Origin of the sequence: Ralstonia flaminis (assembly GCF_958415495.1) — a bacterium.
Classification (GTDB): domain Bacteria; phylum Pseudomonadota; class Gammaproteobacteria; order Burkholderiales; family Burkholderiaceae; genus Ralstonia; species Ralstonia flaminis.
Genome location: NZ_CATZLL010000008.1, coordinates 201,875 through 219,200, shown reverse-complemented (window position 1 = coordinate 219,200; position 17,326 = coordinate 201,875). Strand labels below are relative to the sequence as shown.

At 61.8% G+C, this 17,326-nt stretch carries 15 protein-coding genes; 8 read left to right on the top strand and 7 right to left on the bottom strand.

Annotated features, from left to right (window positions below; translation table 11 throughout):
- The first annotated feature begins 192 nt into the window (after positions 1-192).
- Positions 193-1,731 carry an amino acid permease gene (locus tag R2N11_RS14565; RefSeq protein WP_316681518.1) on the top strand — a complete coding sequence of 513 codons (1,539 nt, stop codon included), beginning with the start codon at positions 193-195 and terminating at the stop codon, positions 1,729-1,731.
- Between the two features lie 76 nt (positions 1,732-1,807).
- A complete protein-coding gene (locus R2N11_RS14560; protein WP_316681517.1) occupies positions 1,808-3,340 on the top strand; it encodes an amino acid permease in 1,533 nt (510 codons plus the stop codon).
- 7 nt (positions 3,341-3,347) lie between these two features.
- Here the strand turns inward: R2N11_RS14560 and R2N11_RS14555 are convergent, their stop codons facing one another.
- The 7 genes from R2N11_RS14555 to R2N11_RS14525 form a co-directional block, all read right to left on the bottom strand.
- Entirely contained in the window at positions 3,348-4,604 is a 1,257-nt protein-coding gene (locus R2N11_RS14555; RefSeq protein WP_316681516.1) for an SGNH/GDSL hydrolase family protein, read from the bottom strand.
- 189 nt (positions 4,605-4,793) lie between these two features.
- Complete coding sequence (locus R2N11_RS14550) at positions 4,794-5,513, bottom strand: ABC transporter ATP-binding protein (protein ID WP_199031238.1); 720 nt, start codon at positions 5,511-5,513, stop codon at positions 4,794-4,796.
- Complete coding sequence (locus R2N11_RS14545) at positions 5,513-6,301, bottom strand: ABC transporter ATP-binding protein (protein WP_199031239.1); 789 nt, start codon at positions 6,299-6,301, stop codon at positions 5,513-5,515. Before R2N11_RS14545 ends, R2N11_RS14550 begins: the two co-directional genes overlap by 1 nt.
- Entirely contained in the window at positions 6,298-7,632 is a 1,335-nt protein-coding gene (locus R2N11_RS14540; RefSeq protein ID WP_316681515.1) for a branched-chain amino acid ABC transporter permease, read from the bottom strand. The genes R2N11_RS14545 and R2N11_RS14540 overlap by 4 nt, the downstream gene beginning before the upstream one ends.
- Positions 7,633-8,580, bottom strand: a complete 948-nt coding sequence (locus tag R2N11_RS14535) for a branched-chain amino acid ABC transporter permease (RefSeq protein ID WP_316681514.1) — start codon at positions 8,578-8,580, stop codon at positions 7,633-7,635.
- A gap of 125 nt (positions 8,581-8,705) precedes the next feature.
- On the bottom strand, positions 8,706-9,962 hold the full coding sequence (locus R2N11_RS14530) for a branched-chain amino acid ABC transporter substrate-binding protein (RefSeq protein WP_199031242.1): 1,257 nt from the start codon (positions 9,960-9,962) through the stop codon (positions 8,706-8,708).
- 229 nt (positions 9,963-10,191) lie between these two features.
- Positions 10,192-11,820, bottom strand: coding sequence for a 3-(methylthio)propionyl-CoA ligase (locus R2N11_RS14525; protein ID WP_316681513.1), 1,629 nt, complete (start codon positions 11,818-11,820; stop codon positions 10,192-10,194).
- 331 nt (positions 11,821-12,151) lie between these two features.
- On the opposite strand from R2N11_RS14525, the gene R2N11_RS14520 reads away from it, so the two are divergent.
- The 6 genes from R2N11_RS14520 (at position 12,152) to R2N11_RS14495 (ending at position 17,272) form a co-directional block, all read left to right on the top strand.
- Positions 12,152-13,735 carry a protein adenylyltransferase SelO gene (locus R2N11_RS14520; protein WP_316681512.1) on the top strand — a complete coding sequence of 528 codons (1,584 nt, stop codon included), beginning with the start codon at positions 12,152-12,154 and terminating at the stop codon, positions 13,733-13,735.
- Positions 13,736-13,875: 140 nt separating this feature from the next.
- Positions 13,876-14,262 carry a peptide-methionine (R)-S-oxide reductase MsrB gene (gene msrB / locus R2N11_RS14515; protein ID WP_021194541.1) on the top strand — a complete coding sequence of 129 codons (387 nt, stop codon included), beginning with the start codon at positions 13,876-13,878 and terminating at the stop codon, positions 14,260-14,262.
- 44 nt (positions 14,263-14,306) lie between these two features.
- Positions 14,307-14,891, top strand: coding sequence for a septation protein A (locus tag R2N11_RS14510; protein ID WP_316681511.1), 585 nt, complete (start codon positions 14,307-14,309; stop codon positions 14,889-14,891).
- The gene (locus R2N11_RS14505) at positions 14,891-15,163 is read left to right on the top strand and encodes a BolA family protein (protein WP_199031246.1); all 273 of its coding nucleotides are present in this window, start codon (positions 14,891-14,893) and stop codon (positions 15,161-15,163) included. The genes R2N11_RS14510 and R2N11_RS14505 overlap by 1 nt, the downstream gene beginning before the upstream one ends.
- A gap of 23 nt (positions 15,164-15,186) precedes the next feature.
- Positions 15,187-15,996 carry a peptidylprolyl isomerase gene (locus tag R2N11_RS14500; RefSeq protein ID WP_199031247.1) on the top strand — a complete coding sequence of 270 codons (810 nt, stop codon included), beginning with the start codon at positions 15,187-15,189 and terminating at the stop codon, positions 15,994-15,996.
- Between the two features lie 295 nt (positions 15,997-16,291).
- A complete protein-coding gene (locus tag R2N11_RS14495; RefSeq protein ID WP_316681510.1) occupies positions 16,292-17,272 on the top strand; it encodes an ABC transporter substrate-binding protein in 981 nt (326 codons plus the stop codon).
- Positions 17,273-17,326: the final 54 nt, after the last annotated feature.

Below are 17,326 nucleotides of genomic sequence, written 5' to 3'. Positions count from 1 at the left end.
GTCCGGCGGGCAATGCAGCGGGCTGCGGCAGGTTCAAACGCGTGTGCTGCAGCATCGATTTTTTGCCCGGCACATGACGGTTTTGATAGAGTCGCGCATTTCGTCCGCCGGGTGCCCATCAGGCGCGGGGACGTCTCGTCACATTTCGTCGATTCCATTCGTGATCCGAGCGGAATCGCCCACTCTGCATCCATGTCAGAACACGCTACCCCGTCCACAGAGACGCCGGGCTTGCGCCGCACATTGCGCGCGCGCCATCTCACCATGATCGCCATTGGCGGATCGATCGGTACCGGGCTGTTCGTGGCCTCGGGTGCATCGGTCTCGCAGGCGGGCCCCGGAGGGGCACTCGCCGCCTACATCCTGATCGGGGCCATGGTCTACTTCCTGATGACCAGCCTGGGCGAGCTTGCAGCCTACATGCCGGTCTCAGGCTCTTTCGCCACCTACGGCGCGCTCTATGTCGATGAGGGCTTTGGCTTCGCGCTGGGCTGGAACTACTGGTACAACTGGGCGGTGACGATTGCCGTGGAGCTGGCGGCCGCGCAACTCGTCATGCACTACTGGTTTCCAGATGTGCCGGGTGTGCTGTGGAGCGCGGTGTTCCTGCTCATCATGTTCCTGCTCAACGCCATTTCGGTACGTGGCTTTGGCGAGGCGGAATACTGGTTTGCGCTCATTAAGGTGATCACGGTCATCTTCTTCATCGGCATCGGTCTGGCGATGATCTTCGGGATCATGAAGGGCGGCCCGCAGTCGGGCCTGCAGAACCTGACGCTGGGCGATGCGCCGTTCGTGGGCGGGCTACCGGCGATGATCGGCGTAGCGATGATTGCGGGGTTCTCGTTCCAGGGGACGGAGCTGATCGGCGTGGCAGCGGGTGAGTCGGCCGATCCTGCACGGACGATTCCGCGCGCGGTCAAGCAGGTGTTCTGGCGCATCCTGTTGTTCTACGTGCTGGCGATCTTCATCATCGGTGTGCTGGTGCCGTACACCGATCCGAATCTGCTCTCAACGGAAGTCACCAACATTGGCGTGAGTCCGTTCACGCTGGTGTTCAAACATGCCGGTCTGGCGTTTGCAGCCGGGCTGATGAACGCGGTGATCCTGACCGCCGTGCTGTCAGCGGGCAACTCGGGCATGTATGCGTCCACGCGCATGCTCTACAACCTGGCGACCGAGGGCCGTGCGCCGCGCATCTTTGCCCAGCTCACCAAGAATGGCGTGCCACGCAATGCGCTGCTGGCGACGACTGCCGTGGGCGCGCTGTGCTTCCTCAGCTCGCTGTACGGCGACAAAACGGTCTATCTGTGGCTGCTGAATACCTCGGGCATGACGGGCTTCGTGGCGTGGCTGGGCATTGCCATCAGCCACTATCGCTTTCGCAAGGGGCTGGTAGCGCAGGGGCATGATCCGGCGCAGTTGCCGTATCGCTCGAAGTTCTTCCCATACGGCCCGCTGTTCGCGTTTGGGCTGTGTCTGGTCATCACGCTGGGTCAGAACTATCAGGCGTTCACTAGCGGCACGATCGACTGGCCCGCGGTCATTGCCACGTACATTGGTATTCCGGTTTTCTTCTTGATCTGGATCGGCTACCGGCTGGTACGCGGTGGCGGCATCGTCCGCTACCAGGACATGCACTTTCCGCGCCCGCCCGTGGTGCGTGATCCGCTGGCCGGGCAAGACCCTGGCCCGGAACTGCCGACCGTCGCCGCCCGCACCCAGCAATAACATTTGCCTCGCCTGCCGTTTGCATTGCATTCGGCGGGCGTTTTGATTTGCGCGCTCCACTTTGGCGCCACCCGCTATGCACACACCCATTACCCCCACCGGCCTCGAAGCCCAATCCGAACTGCGCCGACGCCTGCGCTCGCGGCACATCATGATGATCGCCCTGAGCGGCGCCATCGGTACGGGGCTGTTCGTGGCCTCCGGTGCATCGATTGCGACGGCGGGCCCCGGCGGCGCGCTGCTCACCTACACGTTGATCGGCGTGATGGTCTATTGCCTGATGACGAGCCTGGGCGAGCTGGCCGTGCATTTGCCGGTGTCGGGCTCGTTCGTGACGTACAGCCGGTTGTATGTAGAGGAAGGCTTCGGCTTTGCGCTGGGGTGGAACTACTGGTTCTCATTGGCCGTAACGGTTGCCGTTGAACTCGCGGCTGCCCAACTGGTGATGAAGTACTGGTTTCCGGAAGTGCCCGGCATGGTGTGGAGTGCCGCGTTCCTGCTGCTTATGTTCGGGATCAACGCCTTCTCCGTGCGTGGTTTCGGTGAGGCGGAATACTGGTTCTCGATGATCAAGATCGTAACCATCGTGGTGTTCCTGCTGATCGGATTGGCAATGATCTTCGGCATCATGCACGGCGGTCCGCAATCGGGTTGGCAGAACTTCACCGTGGGCGACGCGCCATTCGTGGGCGGTGTACCAGCCATGGTGGGCGTGGCGATGATCGCCGGGTTCTCGTTCCAGGGCGTCGAGACCATCGGTGTGGCCGCCGGCGAGGCGGAGAACCCCTCCCTGACCATCCCTCGCGCCATTCGCCAGACGTTTTGGCGCATCCTTCTGTTCTACGTGCTGGCGATCCTGGTTATCGGTGTGGTGCTGCCATATACCGATCCGAACTTGCTGCGCAACGAAGCGACAGACATCGGCGTGAGCCCATTCACACTCGTCTTCCAGCATGCCGGACTCGCTTTCGCTGCCGGAATGATGAACGCGGTGGTACTGACCGCGCTGTTGTCGTCAGGCACGTCGAGCCTGTATGTGTCGACGCGGATTCTGTATGACCTGTCGCTTGAGGGTCAGGCGCCGCGCTGGTTTGCCAAGGTGTCAGGCAACGGCGTGCCGCACCGCGCCCTGGTCGCCACCTCAGCGGTGGGCGCGCTGTGCTTCTTCAGTTCGCTGTTTGGTGATCAGGTGGTCTACCTGTGGCTGCTGAACACGTCTGCAGTAACGTGCTTCATTGCCTGGTTTGGCATTGCGCTAGCGCACTATCGGTTCCGCAAGGGGTTCATCAGCCAAGGGCATTCAGTCCAGCAACTGGCATACCGGTCGCCGTTCTTCCCGTTCGGGCCGATCATGGTTGCGATCGTGTGTGTGGTGATCATTCTTGGGCAGAACACCAAGGCGTTGCTCGCGCCGATCGATAACTTTGGCGCCTTCGTCGCGACATATTGCGGTGTGGTCGTGTTTGTGGCGATCTGGCTGGCTTACCGCTGGAAGTTCAAGACGCGGTTTGTGCGTTATGCCGACATGCAATTCAGTACCGAGCATCTCGAGCACAATGCGGCGCCTCCCAAGGCTGGCGCTCCCGCCTCGGGGGTGGCTGCCAACTAGGCGGTGATCACGGCCCGACCGCACGCAGGACCGAGAGATTGATGGCGTTAGCCATCGCCGCGTAGCCTGCGTCATTGGGGTGGAGGTGATCCCCGCTGTCGTACGCTGCCAGAAGCGCCGCAGGATTGGCCGGATCACGCACTGCCGCGTCAAAATCAACAACGGCATCAAAGGCGCCGCTGATCCGGATCCATTGGTTCACGGTTTGGCGGATGGATTCCTTTTGCGGTGACCAGTAGCCCTTATACGCGGCGTCCTTGAACGGCGTGATAGTGCCCCCCATGACCTTGATGCCTCGCAGATGGCTACGCGCAATCAGCTGCCGGTAGCCGTTGATGATGTCTGATGCGGGCACCAGGGGGGCCGTGGGCTCCAGCGATGTGCCGGGGTAGCCAATATCGTTGACGCCCTCCAGCAGAACCACCCACTGAACGCCCGACTGGCTCAACACGTCGCGATCAAACCGGGCAAGCGCACTCACGCCAGCCAGATCCGAAAGGATGCGATTTCCGGCAATGCCCTGGTTGAGCACGGCAAACGCGCCCCATGGACCATGACTGTTGAGCCGCCGAGACAAATAGTCTGGCCAACGATGATTTGCGTCGATCGTGGAGTAGGCGCCATCTGTAATGGAATCACCAAATGCGACGACGGTGCGTGGATTGTTGCGCGCCTTGACCAACAGGCCCGAGAGATAGAACCGGCTGGTATGGGTCGACGATGATGGCTGATCCTGGGCGGCGGTGTTGTCCCCGCTCGATATATAGGCCGTCTGGTTGCCAAGCTGATGGATCGTCTCCAGCTTCGTGGCATTGGGCAAGAACAAGCTGATCGCAACGTCCGCCAACGGCGTGATCGGGAGGTCGATCGGGTCGCTGATCAGCGGTGCGCCCGCAGCCAGTGTGGCACTCGTTTTTCCACTGAATGTCACGGGCCGGTCGGTATTCGGAAAGATTTTTGCACCACCGGCGGATAGCGCCACGTGAACCGCCCCGACCGACACCGGCGCCGTCCCAAATTCATTCGTCAGCAGAATACGCAGTTGGTCGCCGCCGACACTGCTATGGACGATCTGCCGAATTGTCGTTGCGGCAGGAAAACTCTGCGGTGTCGTGGCGTAGTTGTTGCGGTCGGCGCTGGCTGTCCAAGTGGCTACCCATCCGCTGTCTCTTGCGTCATCGGCATGTAGCGCTGGAGCGGTCAGTGAGATCAGGGCAATCGCGGCTACACGGCACAGCCGCTGTCGAAGAACGCTGCTACGCATGATGTCTCCATTGAATGTGATCGGATGAACAAAGCCATGTCGAACGCATGGCCCACTCGAAGTGGTAATGACCGTTCGCACCGACTTCAAGGAGAGATTTGTCAACTGGTGGTTGCCGCTCGACAAAAGAAAAAGCCCGCACGGTCATCCATGCGGGCCACTCTTTAAGCTTGGCGCAGAGAACGAGGTTTAAACCTCCAGCCACTCCTGCCGGACCTTCGCATCTGCCTTCAACTGTTGGGGCGTTCCCTCAAACACAATCTGCCCATGCCCCATCACATACACCCGCTGTGAAATGTCGAGGGCAATCGCCAGCTTCTGCTCTACCAGCAGCACCGAAATCCCCCGCTCCTTGAGCGTTTTCAGGTACTCGCCCACCAGCGTCACGATCAGCGGTGCAAGCCCTTCAGTCGGCTCATCGATGATGATGAAATCCGGATCGCCCATGAGTGTGCGGCACAGCGTCAGCATTTGCTGCTCGCCGCCGGAGAGCACACCTGCCGGCGTGTTTTCCCGTTCCTGCAGTCGGGGGAACATGCGGTACATGTCTTCCAGCTGCCAACGCGGCTTCGGTTGACTCGGGTTGCGCTTTTCGCCCAGCAGCAGGTTCTGCCGCACGGTCAGCGTCGGGAAGATGTCGCGGTTCTCCGGCACGTAACCGATGCCTTGATGCGCCACCTCGAAGGTGCGCAGACCGCTCACGTTCTTGCCGCGCAGCAGGATCTCGCCTTCGTGCTTGACCATCCCCATGATGGATTTCGCCAGGGTCGAGCGCCCCACCCCGTTGCGCCCGAGCAGGGCGACGATCTCGCCCTCGCCCACGTGCATGTCGACGCCGTGCAGGATGTGGCTCTTGCCGTAGTACGCGTGCAGGTCGCGCACCTCCAGCATTGGAGTATTCGTTGCCATCAATGCGCTCCTGCAGACTCAGTTTCGTTGGTATCCAGCGTGGTGCCGAGGTAGGCCTCCTTCACGCGGCGGTTGTTGCGAATGGCCTCGGGCGTGTCGGTGGCAATCACCTCACCGTAGACCAGCACCGAGATGCGATCGGCCAGGCCGAACACCACGCTCATGTCGTGCTCGACCATCACCAGCGTCTTGCCGACCGTCACTTTGCGGATCAGGTCGACCGCATGGTCGGATTCTGATCGGCTCATCCCGGCAGTCGGTTCGTCCAGCAAGATCACATCGGCTCCACCGGCGATGGTGATACCGATCTCCAGCGCGCGCTGCTCGGCATACGTCAGCATGCCCGCAGCCGCATCGCGCCGGTGCGTCATGCCGATCTGCTCCAGCACTTCCTCGGCGCGTTCACGTGCATCGCGCAATTCCGCCAGCTTGTGCCAGAACGAATACTTATAGCCGAGCGACCAGAGCACTGCGCAGCGCAGGTTCTCGAACACCGTCAGCCGATGAAAGATGTTGGTGATCTGGAAGCTGCGCGACAGGCCCTTGCGGTTGATCTCGAACGGAGCAAGGCCGCTGATCTCTTCCCCATTCAGGCGCATGCTGCCCGAGCTGGCGGGGAAGCGGCCCGAGATCAGGTTGAAGGTGGTCGACTTGCCGGCACCATTCGGGCCGATGAGCGCGTGGCGCTCGCCTTTGCCGATTGTGAGGTTAACGCCTCGGATGATCTCGGTCTGGCCGAAACGCTTGCGGACGTCGCGCAGTTCGAGTGCTGGAATCGGTTGGCTCATGGTTGCGGCTCCTGCAAGGCGTTGTCCCAGGCGGTGCGCAGCTTGCTTACTGCGGCACGCAGGCCGAAGGCTCCCACCAGCCACAGCACGGCGGTCACAACCCACGGCATCCAGGTGGTTGGTTCGACAGACATGCCGAACAGCGTTACCACGCCGCCCGAGCCCTCGTCCTGCACGGCGTAGATCATCTCGACGGTAGAAATCAGAGCCACCAGCAGGATGACCGCTGGCACGAATGCCACGCTGTAGGCCGGCAGCAGCGTCTTCAATTTGCCGCGTCGTGCAATCGGCAGATGCATCACCAGCAGGCTGGCAATACCACCGGGTGCATACATGACCATCAGCACGAAGAACAAGCCCAGATACAGCAGCCACGCCTTGGTAATCCCCGACAGCGCCACGGTAAAGAACACCGTGAGCACTGCACCGATGATCGGACCGAAAAAGCTGCCCATACCACCGATAAACGCGGCCAACAGCACCGCCCCCGAGCGCACGGCCGATACGTTCTCCGCCGTCACGATCTCAAAATTGATGCACGACAGCGCCCCAGCAATGCCCGCGAAGAACGCAGACAGGATCACCACCAGAAAGCGCACGCGCTGCGTGTTGTAGCCGATGAACTCCACACGCTCGGGGTTGTCTCGCACGGCGTTGGCGATACGGCCCAGCGGCGTCTGCGTCCACGCGTACATCAGCGCCATCGAGATCAGGCACCACGCGGCGATCAGGTAGTACACCTGGCGCGCTGGCCCGAAGGTAATGCCGGCAAGCGCATCACCGATGCTGCGGTTGGTCGACACCCCGCCCTCGCCGCCGAAGAAGTCCGGGAACATAAGCGCGCTGGCAAAGACCATCTCGCCGATACCCATCGTGATCATCGCAAACGTGGTGCCGGCCTTCTTGGTGGTCACGTAGCCGAAGATCACGCCGAACAGCGCACCGCCCAGGCCACCGACAATGGGGAGTAGCGCCACCGCCAGCGGCCCGGCAACCCCTAGCGTCTGCATGGCGCCAATCTTGTTGAGCAGGTGCACTGCCATGAAAGCACCCAGCCCAGCGTACACCGCGTGCCCGAACGACAGCATGCCGGACTGCCCCAGCAGCATGTTGTACGACAGCGCGAAGATGATCATGATGCCCATCTGCGAGAGCAGCGTGATGGCAAAACCCTGCGGCCAGATCAGCGGCAGGACAATCATCACCAGCGCAGTGGTGCTCCAGATCAGCCAGCGGGCGAGGTTGACGGGCTTGAACTTCATCGCGCGCGCACGATCATTGGCGGGCAACGCCCCTTGTTGTTGCGCTTGTTGGTGCATAGTGCGTTCCATTTAGCTCTCCCGCGTACCCATGAGCCCACGCGGGCGGAAGATCAGCATCAGCACCAGCAGCAGGTACGGCAGCACCGGCGCGACTTGCGCAATCGTCAGGTTCCAGACCGAGATGAGCGGTACGTCCGGATTGAGCGTGACACCGATCGCCTGCAGCACGCTCGTCACCGAAATATCCAGCGTGACGGCAAAGGTCTGAATGCATCCGATCAGCAGCGATGCGATGAAGGCGCCGACCAGCGATCCCATGCCGCCCACCACCGCCACCACGAAGACGATGGAGCCCACTGCTGCGGCCATCGACGGCTCGGTCACGAAGGCGTTGCCACCGATCACACCAGCCAGCCCAGCCAGCGCACAGCCGCCGCCAAACACCAGCATGAACACACGCGGCACGTTGTGGCCGAGCGCCTCCACCATGTCCGGATGCGTGAGCGCGGCTTGAATGACAAGGCCGATGCGCGTGCGCGTGAGCAGCAGGAAAATGCCCACCAGCATCAGCAGCGACACCAGCATCATGAAGGCGCGGTACTTGGGGAAAGACGACGTGAACAGCGTGAACAGCGGGCCGTCCAGCACCTCCGGCACGCGGTACGGCACAGCGGGCAATCCCCACACCAGCTTCACACCTTCTTCAATGAGATACGCCAGGCCGAAGGTGAACAGCAGCTCGGCAACGTGGCCGTAGCGGTGCACAGTACGCAGGCCGAAACGCTCGACCACCGCGCCCAATGCACCCACCAGCAGCGGTGCCACGATCAGCGCGGTCCAGAAGCCCAGGTACCCGCTGACAACGTAGGCGAAATACGCCCCCAGCATGTAGAAGCTGGCATGCGCAAAGTTGAGAACGCCCATCATGCTGAAGATCAGCGTCAGGCCCGAAGACAACATGAACAGCAGCAGCCCGTAGCTGATGCCGTTCAAGAGATTGATGACTAGAAATTCCACGCTACAGCCCTCTCGGCAAGGCATGGACCATTCCGCGAAAATGCGGCACTGGTCCACGCCTTTCTCCGTTTAAAACATCGCCGCACGATAGCATCGGGCGGCCCTTCGGCGCACCATCTACCGTTTTACTGCGGCCGTTTCATTTGGCAGGAGGTCGGCTGCGACGCTACGTACTGGTCGAGCACGGCGTCGGTCTTCCAACCGTAGCCGGTGTTTTCCTGGTCGTACTTGACGTTCTTGCCGTTGGTCTTTTCCCAAGTGGCGATGTAGAGCGGCTGCTGACCTTGGTGGTCAGACGCGCGCATCTCGAAGGTGCCGTTCAGGCTGTCGACCTTCATGCCTTCAAAAGCTTTGGCAACCTTGGCGGGCTCGGCTGACTTGGTCTGCTTGATGGCCTTGGCCAGCATGGCAATGCCGGTGTACGAGGCCATCAGGTAGAAGTCGTCGTTGTACTTCTTCTTGAAGCCATCGACGATGTCTGCGCCCTTGTAGCCGTCGTTGTTGACGTTCCAGTAACCGACAAATTTCACGTGGTCGGCACCGGCTGCGCCCATGGCGGTCGGCACACCGGTCGTGGCACCGTAGTACGTATAAAAGTTGGCGTTCAGGCCCGCATCCTTACCTGCCTTGATCAGCAGAGCCAGATCGCTACCCCAGTTGCCGGTGATGACGGTGTCCGCGCCCGACGACTTGATCTTCGAGACGTACGGTGAGAAATCCTTCACCTGCGCCAGCGGGTGCAGGTCTTCCCCCACGATCTCGATGTCCGGACGCTTGCGCTTGAGGTATTCCTTGGCCGCGCGCGCCACCTGGTGACCGAACGAATAGTTCTGGTTGATCAGGTAGACCTTCTTCACCTTCGGGTCCTTGGCCAGGTAGCTGGTCAGGGCTTCCATCTTCATGTCGGAGTTGGCGTCCAGACGGAAGTGCCAGTAGTTGCACTTGCTGTTGGTCATGTCAGGATCGACCGCCGCGTAGTTCAGGTAGATGATTTCCTTGCCCGGATTACGCTCGTTGTACTTGGCCACGGCATCTTCCAGCGCCATGCCAACGCTCGAGCCGTTGCCCTGCACGATGTAATGGATGCCCTGGTCGGCCACCTGCTTGAGCACGGTCAGGCTCTCCTGCGGCGAGAGCTTGTTGTCGAACCCCACCACCTCGAACTTGGTGCCGTCGCCAGCCCAGTTCTTCTGCGTGGCCATGTCGGCGATGTACTGCCAGCTGCGCAACTGGTTCTGGCCCAGTGCGCCCATGAGGCCAGACAGCGGATCGATCCAGGCGATCTTGACGGTTTCAGCGGCGGATGCAGCGGCGCTCCCCAGCGCTCCACCAATTGCCACCACACTTGCCACAGCCACAATCAACGGACGGAACTTCGTCATGCGTGTCTCCTTCAGGTGGTGGAGTCGCCGGCGAGTCACTCTCCCGCGTGCCATTGATGGGCACGTCGGCTGCTTGCGTCTCCAGGTTGCAACGCGCCCGGGCTTCATTCCGCCGCGCCCCTATTGCTGGTAGGTGCGTGGCGGCTGGCCCTGATCCGGTTGTCTTACGTCCGCCGTCCTCACGCCCGGCTTGTTGCCAGTGCGCGGGCGGCGGTTTCTGTTCTGACTGCTAGGCCTGTGCAGCCGGGAACTGATAGTCCTTGAACTGCTCGCGCAGCTTGAGCTTCTGCATCTTGCCGGTGGCCGTGAGCGGAATCTCGGTGACGAACACCACGTCATCCGGAATCCACCACTTGGCGACCTTGCCCTCGAAGAACTTGAGCATCTCCTCACGCGTGAGTTCGGTGCCCGGCTTCTTCATCACCACCAATAGCGGGCGCTCGTCCCACTTCGGGTGGTAGCAGGCAATGCACGCTGCCATGTGCACGGCGGGGTGCGCAGCGGCCACGTTCTCCACGTCGATGGACGAAATCCACTCGCCGCCGGACTTGATCACGTCCTTGCTGCGATCGGTGATCTGCATGTAGCCGTCGGCGTCGATATTGGCAACGTCGCCCGTGGGGAACCAACCGTCCACCAGCGGCGAATGATCGCCACGGAAATAGCTGTCGATGATCCACGGCCCACGCACGTACAGGTCGCCAAACGCCTTCCCGTCCCACGGCAACTCGTGGCCTTCCGCATCGACGATCTTCATGTCGACGCCATAGATGGCACGCCCCTGGCGTTCGAGCACATGCTGCTTAGCTTCGTCAGACAGATCGGTGTGCTTGCCCATCAGCTTGCAGGTTGTGCCCAGCGGCGACATCTCGGTCATGCCCCAGGCGTGGATGACCTCCACGTCGAGCGATTTCAACGTGCGGATCATGGCCGGCGGCGCAGCCGAGCCGCCAATCACGGTACGTCGGAACGTCGAGAACTTGAGGTTGTTGCCCTGCACGTGCTGCAGCAACCCCAGCCACACGGTCGGCACACCGGCAGAGAAGGTCACCTTCTCCTGCTCGAACAGTTCGTAGATGGAAGCACCGTCCAGCTTCGGCCCCGGGAAAACCAGCTTGGCACCCACCAGCGGCACCGAATACGGCAGTCCCCACGCATTGACGTGGAACATCGGCACCACCGGCAGGATCACGTCCTGCGCCGAGCATCCCAGCGCATCCGGCAGCGCCGATGCGTACGAATGCAGCACCGTGGAGCGATGCGAATACAGCGCACCCTTCGGGTTACCCGTCGTTCCCGATGTGTAGCAAAGACTGGAGGCCGTGTTCTCGTCGAACTGTGGCCAGGTGTACTCCGCAGTCTGCGCATCCAGCAGCTCTTCGTAACAGAGCATCGGCACGCTGGAGGTGGGCATGTGCGCGCGATCGGTCATCGCCACCCAGCCCTTCACGTTCGGGCAATGCGGTGCAATGGCTTCGATGAGCGGCACGAAGGTCAGGTCAAAGAAGACGTACTGATCGTCGGCGTGGTTGACGATGTAGGCGATCTGGTCCGGAAACAGCCGCGGGTTGATGGTGTGGCACACCGAACCCGAACCGGACACGCCGTAATAGATTTCAAGATGGCGATAGCCATTCCAGGCGAGCGTACCGACGCGCTCGCCGGGCTGCACACCCAGTGCGGCCAGCGCATTTGCCAGTTGCTTGGGACGATCCCGCACTTGCCGGTACGTGGTGCGATGGATATCGCCCTCGACACGGCGCGACACGACTTCAGTCGAACCGGAATTGCGCGCGGCATGTTCGATGATGGTCGAGATGAGCAAAGGGTTGCTCATCATTTGTCCCATCAGGGCCATGGTGTCTCCTAGAAAAACTGAACAACCGTTCTATTTTTTGGCCGATTGTTCCCGTGATCGTCTAACGCGTCAACGGGTTGTTGTTGTGCGCTGCCGCATCGGCCCCCATGTTTACCCGGCCATCTGAAAAACCCTGCGAACCGTTGTGGTGCAAGGGTTCGCAGGCTGCAGCTTTTTTTACTGCCAAGTACAATACGCGATAGCGTTGCTGCGTCTCAACATGGCGTTTTCCCCTACGCAGAGCGCATTTTTCTGCACCGCGGAATCCATAACTCTTGACGATTCAGCGCTGTTTTTGCGCAGTTTCCTGTGCTAATCGATCGCCCGATCCATGCCGACTTCCCCTGCTGTCCTGCCTGACGATTCCCTTATCAGCACATTCGACTGGTCGAGCCGCCCCGTCGCCGCGCCCGGATTCTCCGCACTGGGTGAACGTTTTCTGACGCGCCTGCCCCCCATGCCGATGTCCTCGGCGGGCACGCCGTATCTCGTGGGCTTCTCACCCGATGCGGCCACACCGTTGGGCATTGCGCGTGCAGAACTCGATACCCCTGCTGGCCTCGATGTGTTCACGGGCAACACGATTGCCGCATGGAGCGATCCGCTCGCCACCGTCTACTCGGGCCATCAGTTCGGCGTGTGGGCCGGTCAGCTGGGCGACGGCCGCGCGCTGCTGCTGACCGAGTTGCAAACCGCTGACGGCCCCTGCGAAATCCAACTCAAAGGCGCAGGCCGCACGCCGTATTCGCGCATGGGCGACGGGCGCGCCGTGTTGCGCTCATCCATTCGCGAGTTCCTGTGCTCGGAAGCGATGGCAGGCCTCGGCATCCCCACCACGCGAGCGCTGTGCGTGACCGGCACCGATGCCCCGGTGCGCCGCGAGGAGATCGAAACTGCTGCCGTCGTCACGCGCCTGGCGCCGTCGTTTGTGCGCTTTGGTCACTTCGAGCACTTTGGCGCCAACGAGAAGCTGCCCGAATTGCGCGCCCTGGCCGACTACGTCATCGACCGCTTCTACCCGGACTGCCGCACCGCACCACAGCCCTACCTGGCGATGCTGCGTGAAGTCGCGCGCCGCACCGCCGAGCTGATGGCGCAATGGCAGGCCGTCGGCTTCTGCCACGGCGTCATGAACACCGACAACATGTCGATCCTCGGCCTCACGCTCGACTACGGTCCGTTCGGCTTCCTGGATGGCTTCAACGCCAACCACATCTGCAACCACTCCGACACCGGCGGTCGCTACGCCTACGCCCAGCAACCGCAGATCGGCTACTGGAATCTGTTCTGCCTCGCGCAGGCCCTGCTGCCGCTGTTTGGCGAAGATCCCGACGTTTTCGTCGACTTGAGCGACGAAGCACAAGCGCAGCCCGCCATCGACGCCGCGCAAGACACGCTGCTCACCTACCGCGACGTCTACGGCGCAGCCTTCCACGCCCGCTACCGCGCCAAGCTGGGCCTGTCGACCGCGCAGGATGCCGATGAAACCCTCTTCGGCGATCTGTTCAAGCTGCTGCACACCCAGCGTACGGACTACACGCTCTTCTTCCGCCACCTCGCCGATGTGCGGCGTAACGACACACCCGCCGCGGCAGAAGCGCGCACGGTGCGCGACTTCTTCTTCGACCGCGCCGCCGCCGACGTGTGGCTGACCGCGTATCGCCAGCGCCTGCAGGCTGAGCCGCAATCGGATGCGGAGCGCGCGACGGCCATGCACCGCGTCAACCCGAAATACGTGTTGCGCAACCACCTGGCCGAAATCGCCATCCGCCGTGCCAAAGAGAAGGATTTCTCCGAGGTCGAAAACCTGCGTGCCGTGCTGGCCCGCCCGTTTGACGATCACCCAGGCTTCGAGCACTACGCGCAGCCCGCACCGGATTGGGCGTCATCGCTGGAAGTGAGCTGCTCGTCGTAATACGACATGCGGTGCACGTGGTGCAGAGGAACTGACGCCGTGCTCTAATCCGCGCCTGTCAGGATCACCGCCGCAACACGACAAAACAACGTTGGCCGCCCACGAAGCCGCCAACGAGACCAACAAGGAGCCTCATCACCATGACTGTCCAGAAAACCAACGCCGAATGGCGCGACCAGCTCTCCGACATCGAATACCGCGTCACCCGCGAAGCCGCCACCGAGCGCCCCTTCACCGGCGAGTACTGGGACCACTGGGAACGCGGCGTCTACAACTGCGTGTGCTGTGGCACGCCGCTGTTCGAATCGTCGACCAAGTTCGACGCCGGTTGCGGCTGGCCGAGCTATTTCCAGCCCATCAACGGCGAGGTGATCGCCGAGAAAACCGACCGTTCGCACGGCATGCTGCGCATTGAAGTGCAGTGCAAGAACTGCGGCGCACATCTGGGCCACGTATTCGAAGACGGCCCCGCCCCGACCGGCCTGCGGTATTGCATCAACTCGGCTGCGCTAAAATTCGGCGATTGATCTTCCCTAATGGCCCGTATAGGCCCGCATAAGCGCGTTCCCGCATGAAATTCCTGTTCGATCTGTTCCCGGTCATCCTGTTCTTTGCTGCCTTCAAGGTGGCCGGTATTTATGTGGCGACCACCGTCGCAATGGTCGCCACCGTGCTGCAGATCGCCTGGGTGTGGTTCAAGCACCGCAAGGTGGACGCCATGCAGTGGCTGTCGCTGCTCATCATCGGCGTGTTTGGCGGCGCTACGCTCATCTTCCACAACGACACCTTCATCAAATGGAAGCCGACGGTGCTGTACTGGCTGTTTGGCGTCGTGCTGTTGGGCAGCGTGGTGTTCGTTCGCAAGAACCTGATTCGCGCCATGATGGAGCAGCAGGTGTCGCTGCCCGAGTCGATGTGGGGCCGCCTGAACGCAGTCTGGGCGATTTTCTTCCTGGCCATGGGCTGCCTGAACCTGTACGTGGCCTACCACTTCGATACCGACGTCTGGGTCAACTTCAAGCTGTTCGGCTCGATGGGCCTGATGGTGGTGTTCATCCTGGCGCAGAGCGTCTGGCTCGCGCGCCATATGCAGGAGCGCCCAGCAAATGCCACCGACGCTGCCGCCAATGACGCCAACATCGGGGACGACCGCTGATGGCCGCAGACCCGCGCGAAATCGAGCGCCTGCTGCGCGAGGCCTTCCAGCCCACTCACCTCGTCGTTGAAGACGACAGTGCCAAGCATGCCGGCCACGCCGGCGCGGCCTCCGGTGGCGGGCATTACAACGTCGATATCGTCAGTTCAGCCTTTGCAGGCAAGAGCCGCATTGCGCGTCATCGCATGGTGTATGATGCGCTGCGCACGCTGTGGCCCACCGCCATTCATGCCCTGGCGATCCGCGCGGTCACACCCGAAGAAAACGTCTGAGTCCTTCCCTCGAACGCAATCCCATGAAGATTTCCAGCCTTACCGCCAGCCTGCTGGCTGTTGCCCTTGCTGCGACCGCTGCTGTCACCGCTACCCCTGCCCTGGCCCAGAACGCTGCCGTGGTCAACGGCAAAGCCATCCCGAGCGCCAAGCTGGACGCGCTGATCAAGAAGTCGGGTCAGCCTGACTCGCCGGAACTGCGCAACCGTGCTCGCGACATGCTGATCGACCGCGAACTGATCGAGCAGGACGCCGCCAAGCGTGGCCTGCTGGAGCGCGATGACGTGCAAGAGCAACTCGCCTCTGCCCGCCTGAACGTGCTGGTGGCTGCCGAGTTCGAAGACTACGTCAAGAACAGCCCCGCCACCGAAGAAGAACTGCAGAAGCAGTACGAGAAGATCAAGGCCCAGTTCGGCAACGGCAAGGAATACCACGCTCACCACATCCTGGTGGACAAGGAAGCCGACGCCAAGGCCATCATCGCCAAGCTGAAGGCCGGTGGCAATTTCGAAGCCATCGCCAAGGCCCAATCGAAGGACAAGGGATCGGGCGCCAACGGCGGTGATCTGGACTGGGCGAATCCGGGCACCTACGTGCCGGAGTTCTCGGCAGCCCTCACCGGCCTGAAGAAGGGTGAGATCACCCAAACGCCGGTGAAGACGCAATTCGGTTGGCACGTGATCCGCCTGGACGACACGCGCGATGCGAAGATCCCGTCGTACGAGGAGGTCAAGCCGCAACTGCTCGAAATGATGATGGGCGACCAGAACTGGCAACGCACCAAGTTCCAGGCAATGCTGAAGGATCTGCGCGAAAAGGCGAAGATCCAGTAAGCACCGCCCCGCAGGGGGCAGTAGAAAAGGGGCCTCGTGCCCCTTTTTGATTTTTGGGCTCCAGATCGATCGCGTGCAACGCGAATCTCCTGCCCGGCCGATCAGGTATGCCCCAAAGCGCTTCTGAAGTGTTTGCTGAAAAGCAGTGAGATTTGTCTCATAATGTGCGCCCACGTGCGCCGGCTTTGCACTGCTTCGGTGCGCTCAAGAACGTCTGAAAACCAACCACGCCGGCACGGGCTCATCCCGCCCGCTGTCAGAGCGAAACCACCCAAAAGGGAAACAGGAGATCCGTATGTCCAGCTTCAAACACGCCTTCCGCCTCGCTGCGCTTGCCGCCATTCCGATGGCGCTTCTGCAAGCCCCGCCGGCACTGGCCCAGGCCACCAAGTCGGTCGAAGTGCTCGCCATCGTTGAGCACCCGGCACTCGATGCCATCCGCGACGGCGCCAAGGAGCAACTGAAGGCCGAAGGCTTCGATGCCGGCAAGAACCTGAAGTGGGAATACCAGAGCGCCCAAGGCAGCACCGCCACCGCCGCGCAGATCGCCCGCAAGTTCATCGGTGACAAGCCGGACGCCATCATCGCCATCGCCACGCCGTCGGCACAGGCTGTCGTGGCTGCTACGAAGACGATCCCGGTGGTCTACTCCGGCGTGACCGATCCGGTTGCCGCACAACTGGTCAAGAGCTGGGAGCCGGCCGGCACCAACGTGACCGGCGTGTCGGACAAGCTGCCGCTGGACAAGCAGATTGCCCTGATCAAGCGCGTGGTGCCGAATGCCAAGCGCGTGGGCATGGTCTACAACCCGGGTGAAGCCAACTCGGTCGTGGTCGTCAACGAGCTGAAGAAGCTGCTGACGGCGCAAGGCATGACGCTGGTGGAATCGGCTGCACCGCGCACCGTGGACATCGCCCCGTCGGCCAAGAACCTGATCGGCAAGGTTGACGTGATCTACACGAACACCGACAACAACGTGGTGTCGGCGTACGAGTCGCTGGTGAAGGTGGCCAACGAGGCGAAGATCCCGCTGGTGGCCGGTGATACGGACAGCGTGAAGCGTGGCGCCATCGCCGCGCTGGGTATCAACTACTTCGACCTGGGCAAGCAGACCGGCGCCGTTGTCGCTCGCATCCTCAAGGGTGAGAAGCCGGGCGCGATCGCCTCGGCCGGCAGCTCCAACCTGGAACTGTTCGTGAACGAAGGCGCCGCCAAGAAGCAAGGCGTGACCCTGTCGGCAGACCTGCTGAAGGACGCCAAGGAAGTTATCAAGTAAGCCGCAAGGCGCCGGGTCGGTTTCCGCCCAAGGGAGACCACCCGGCGTGGGTCA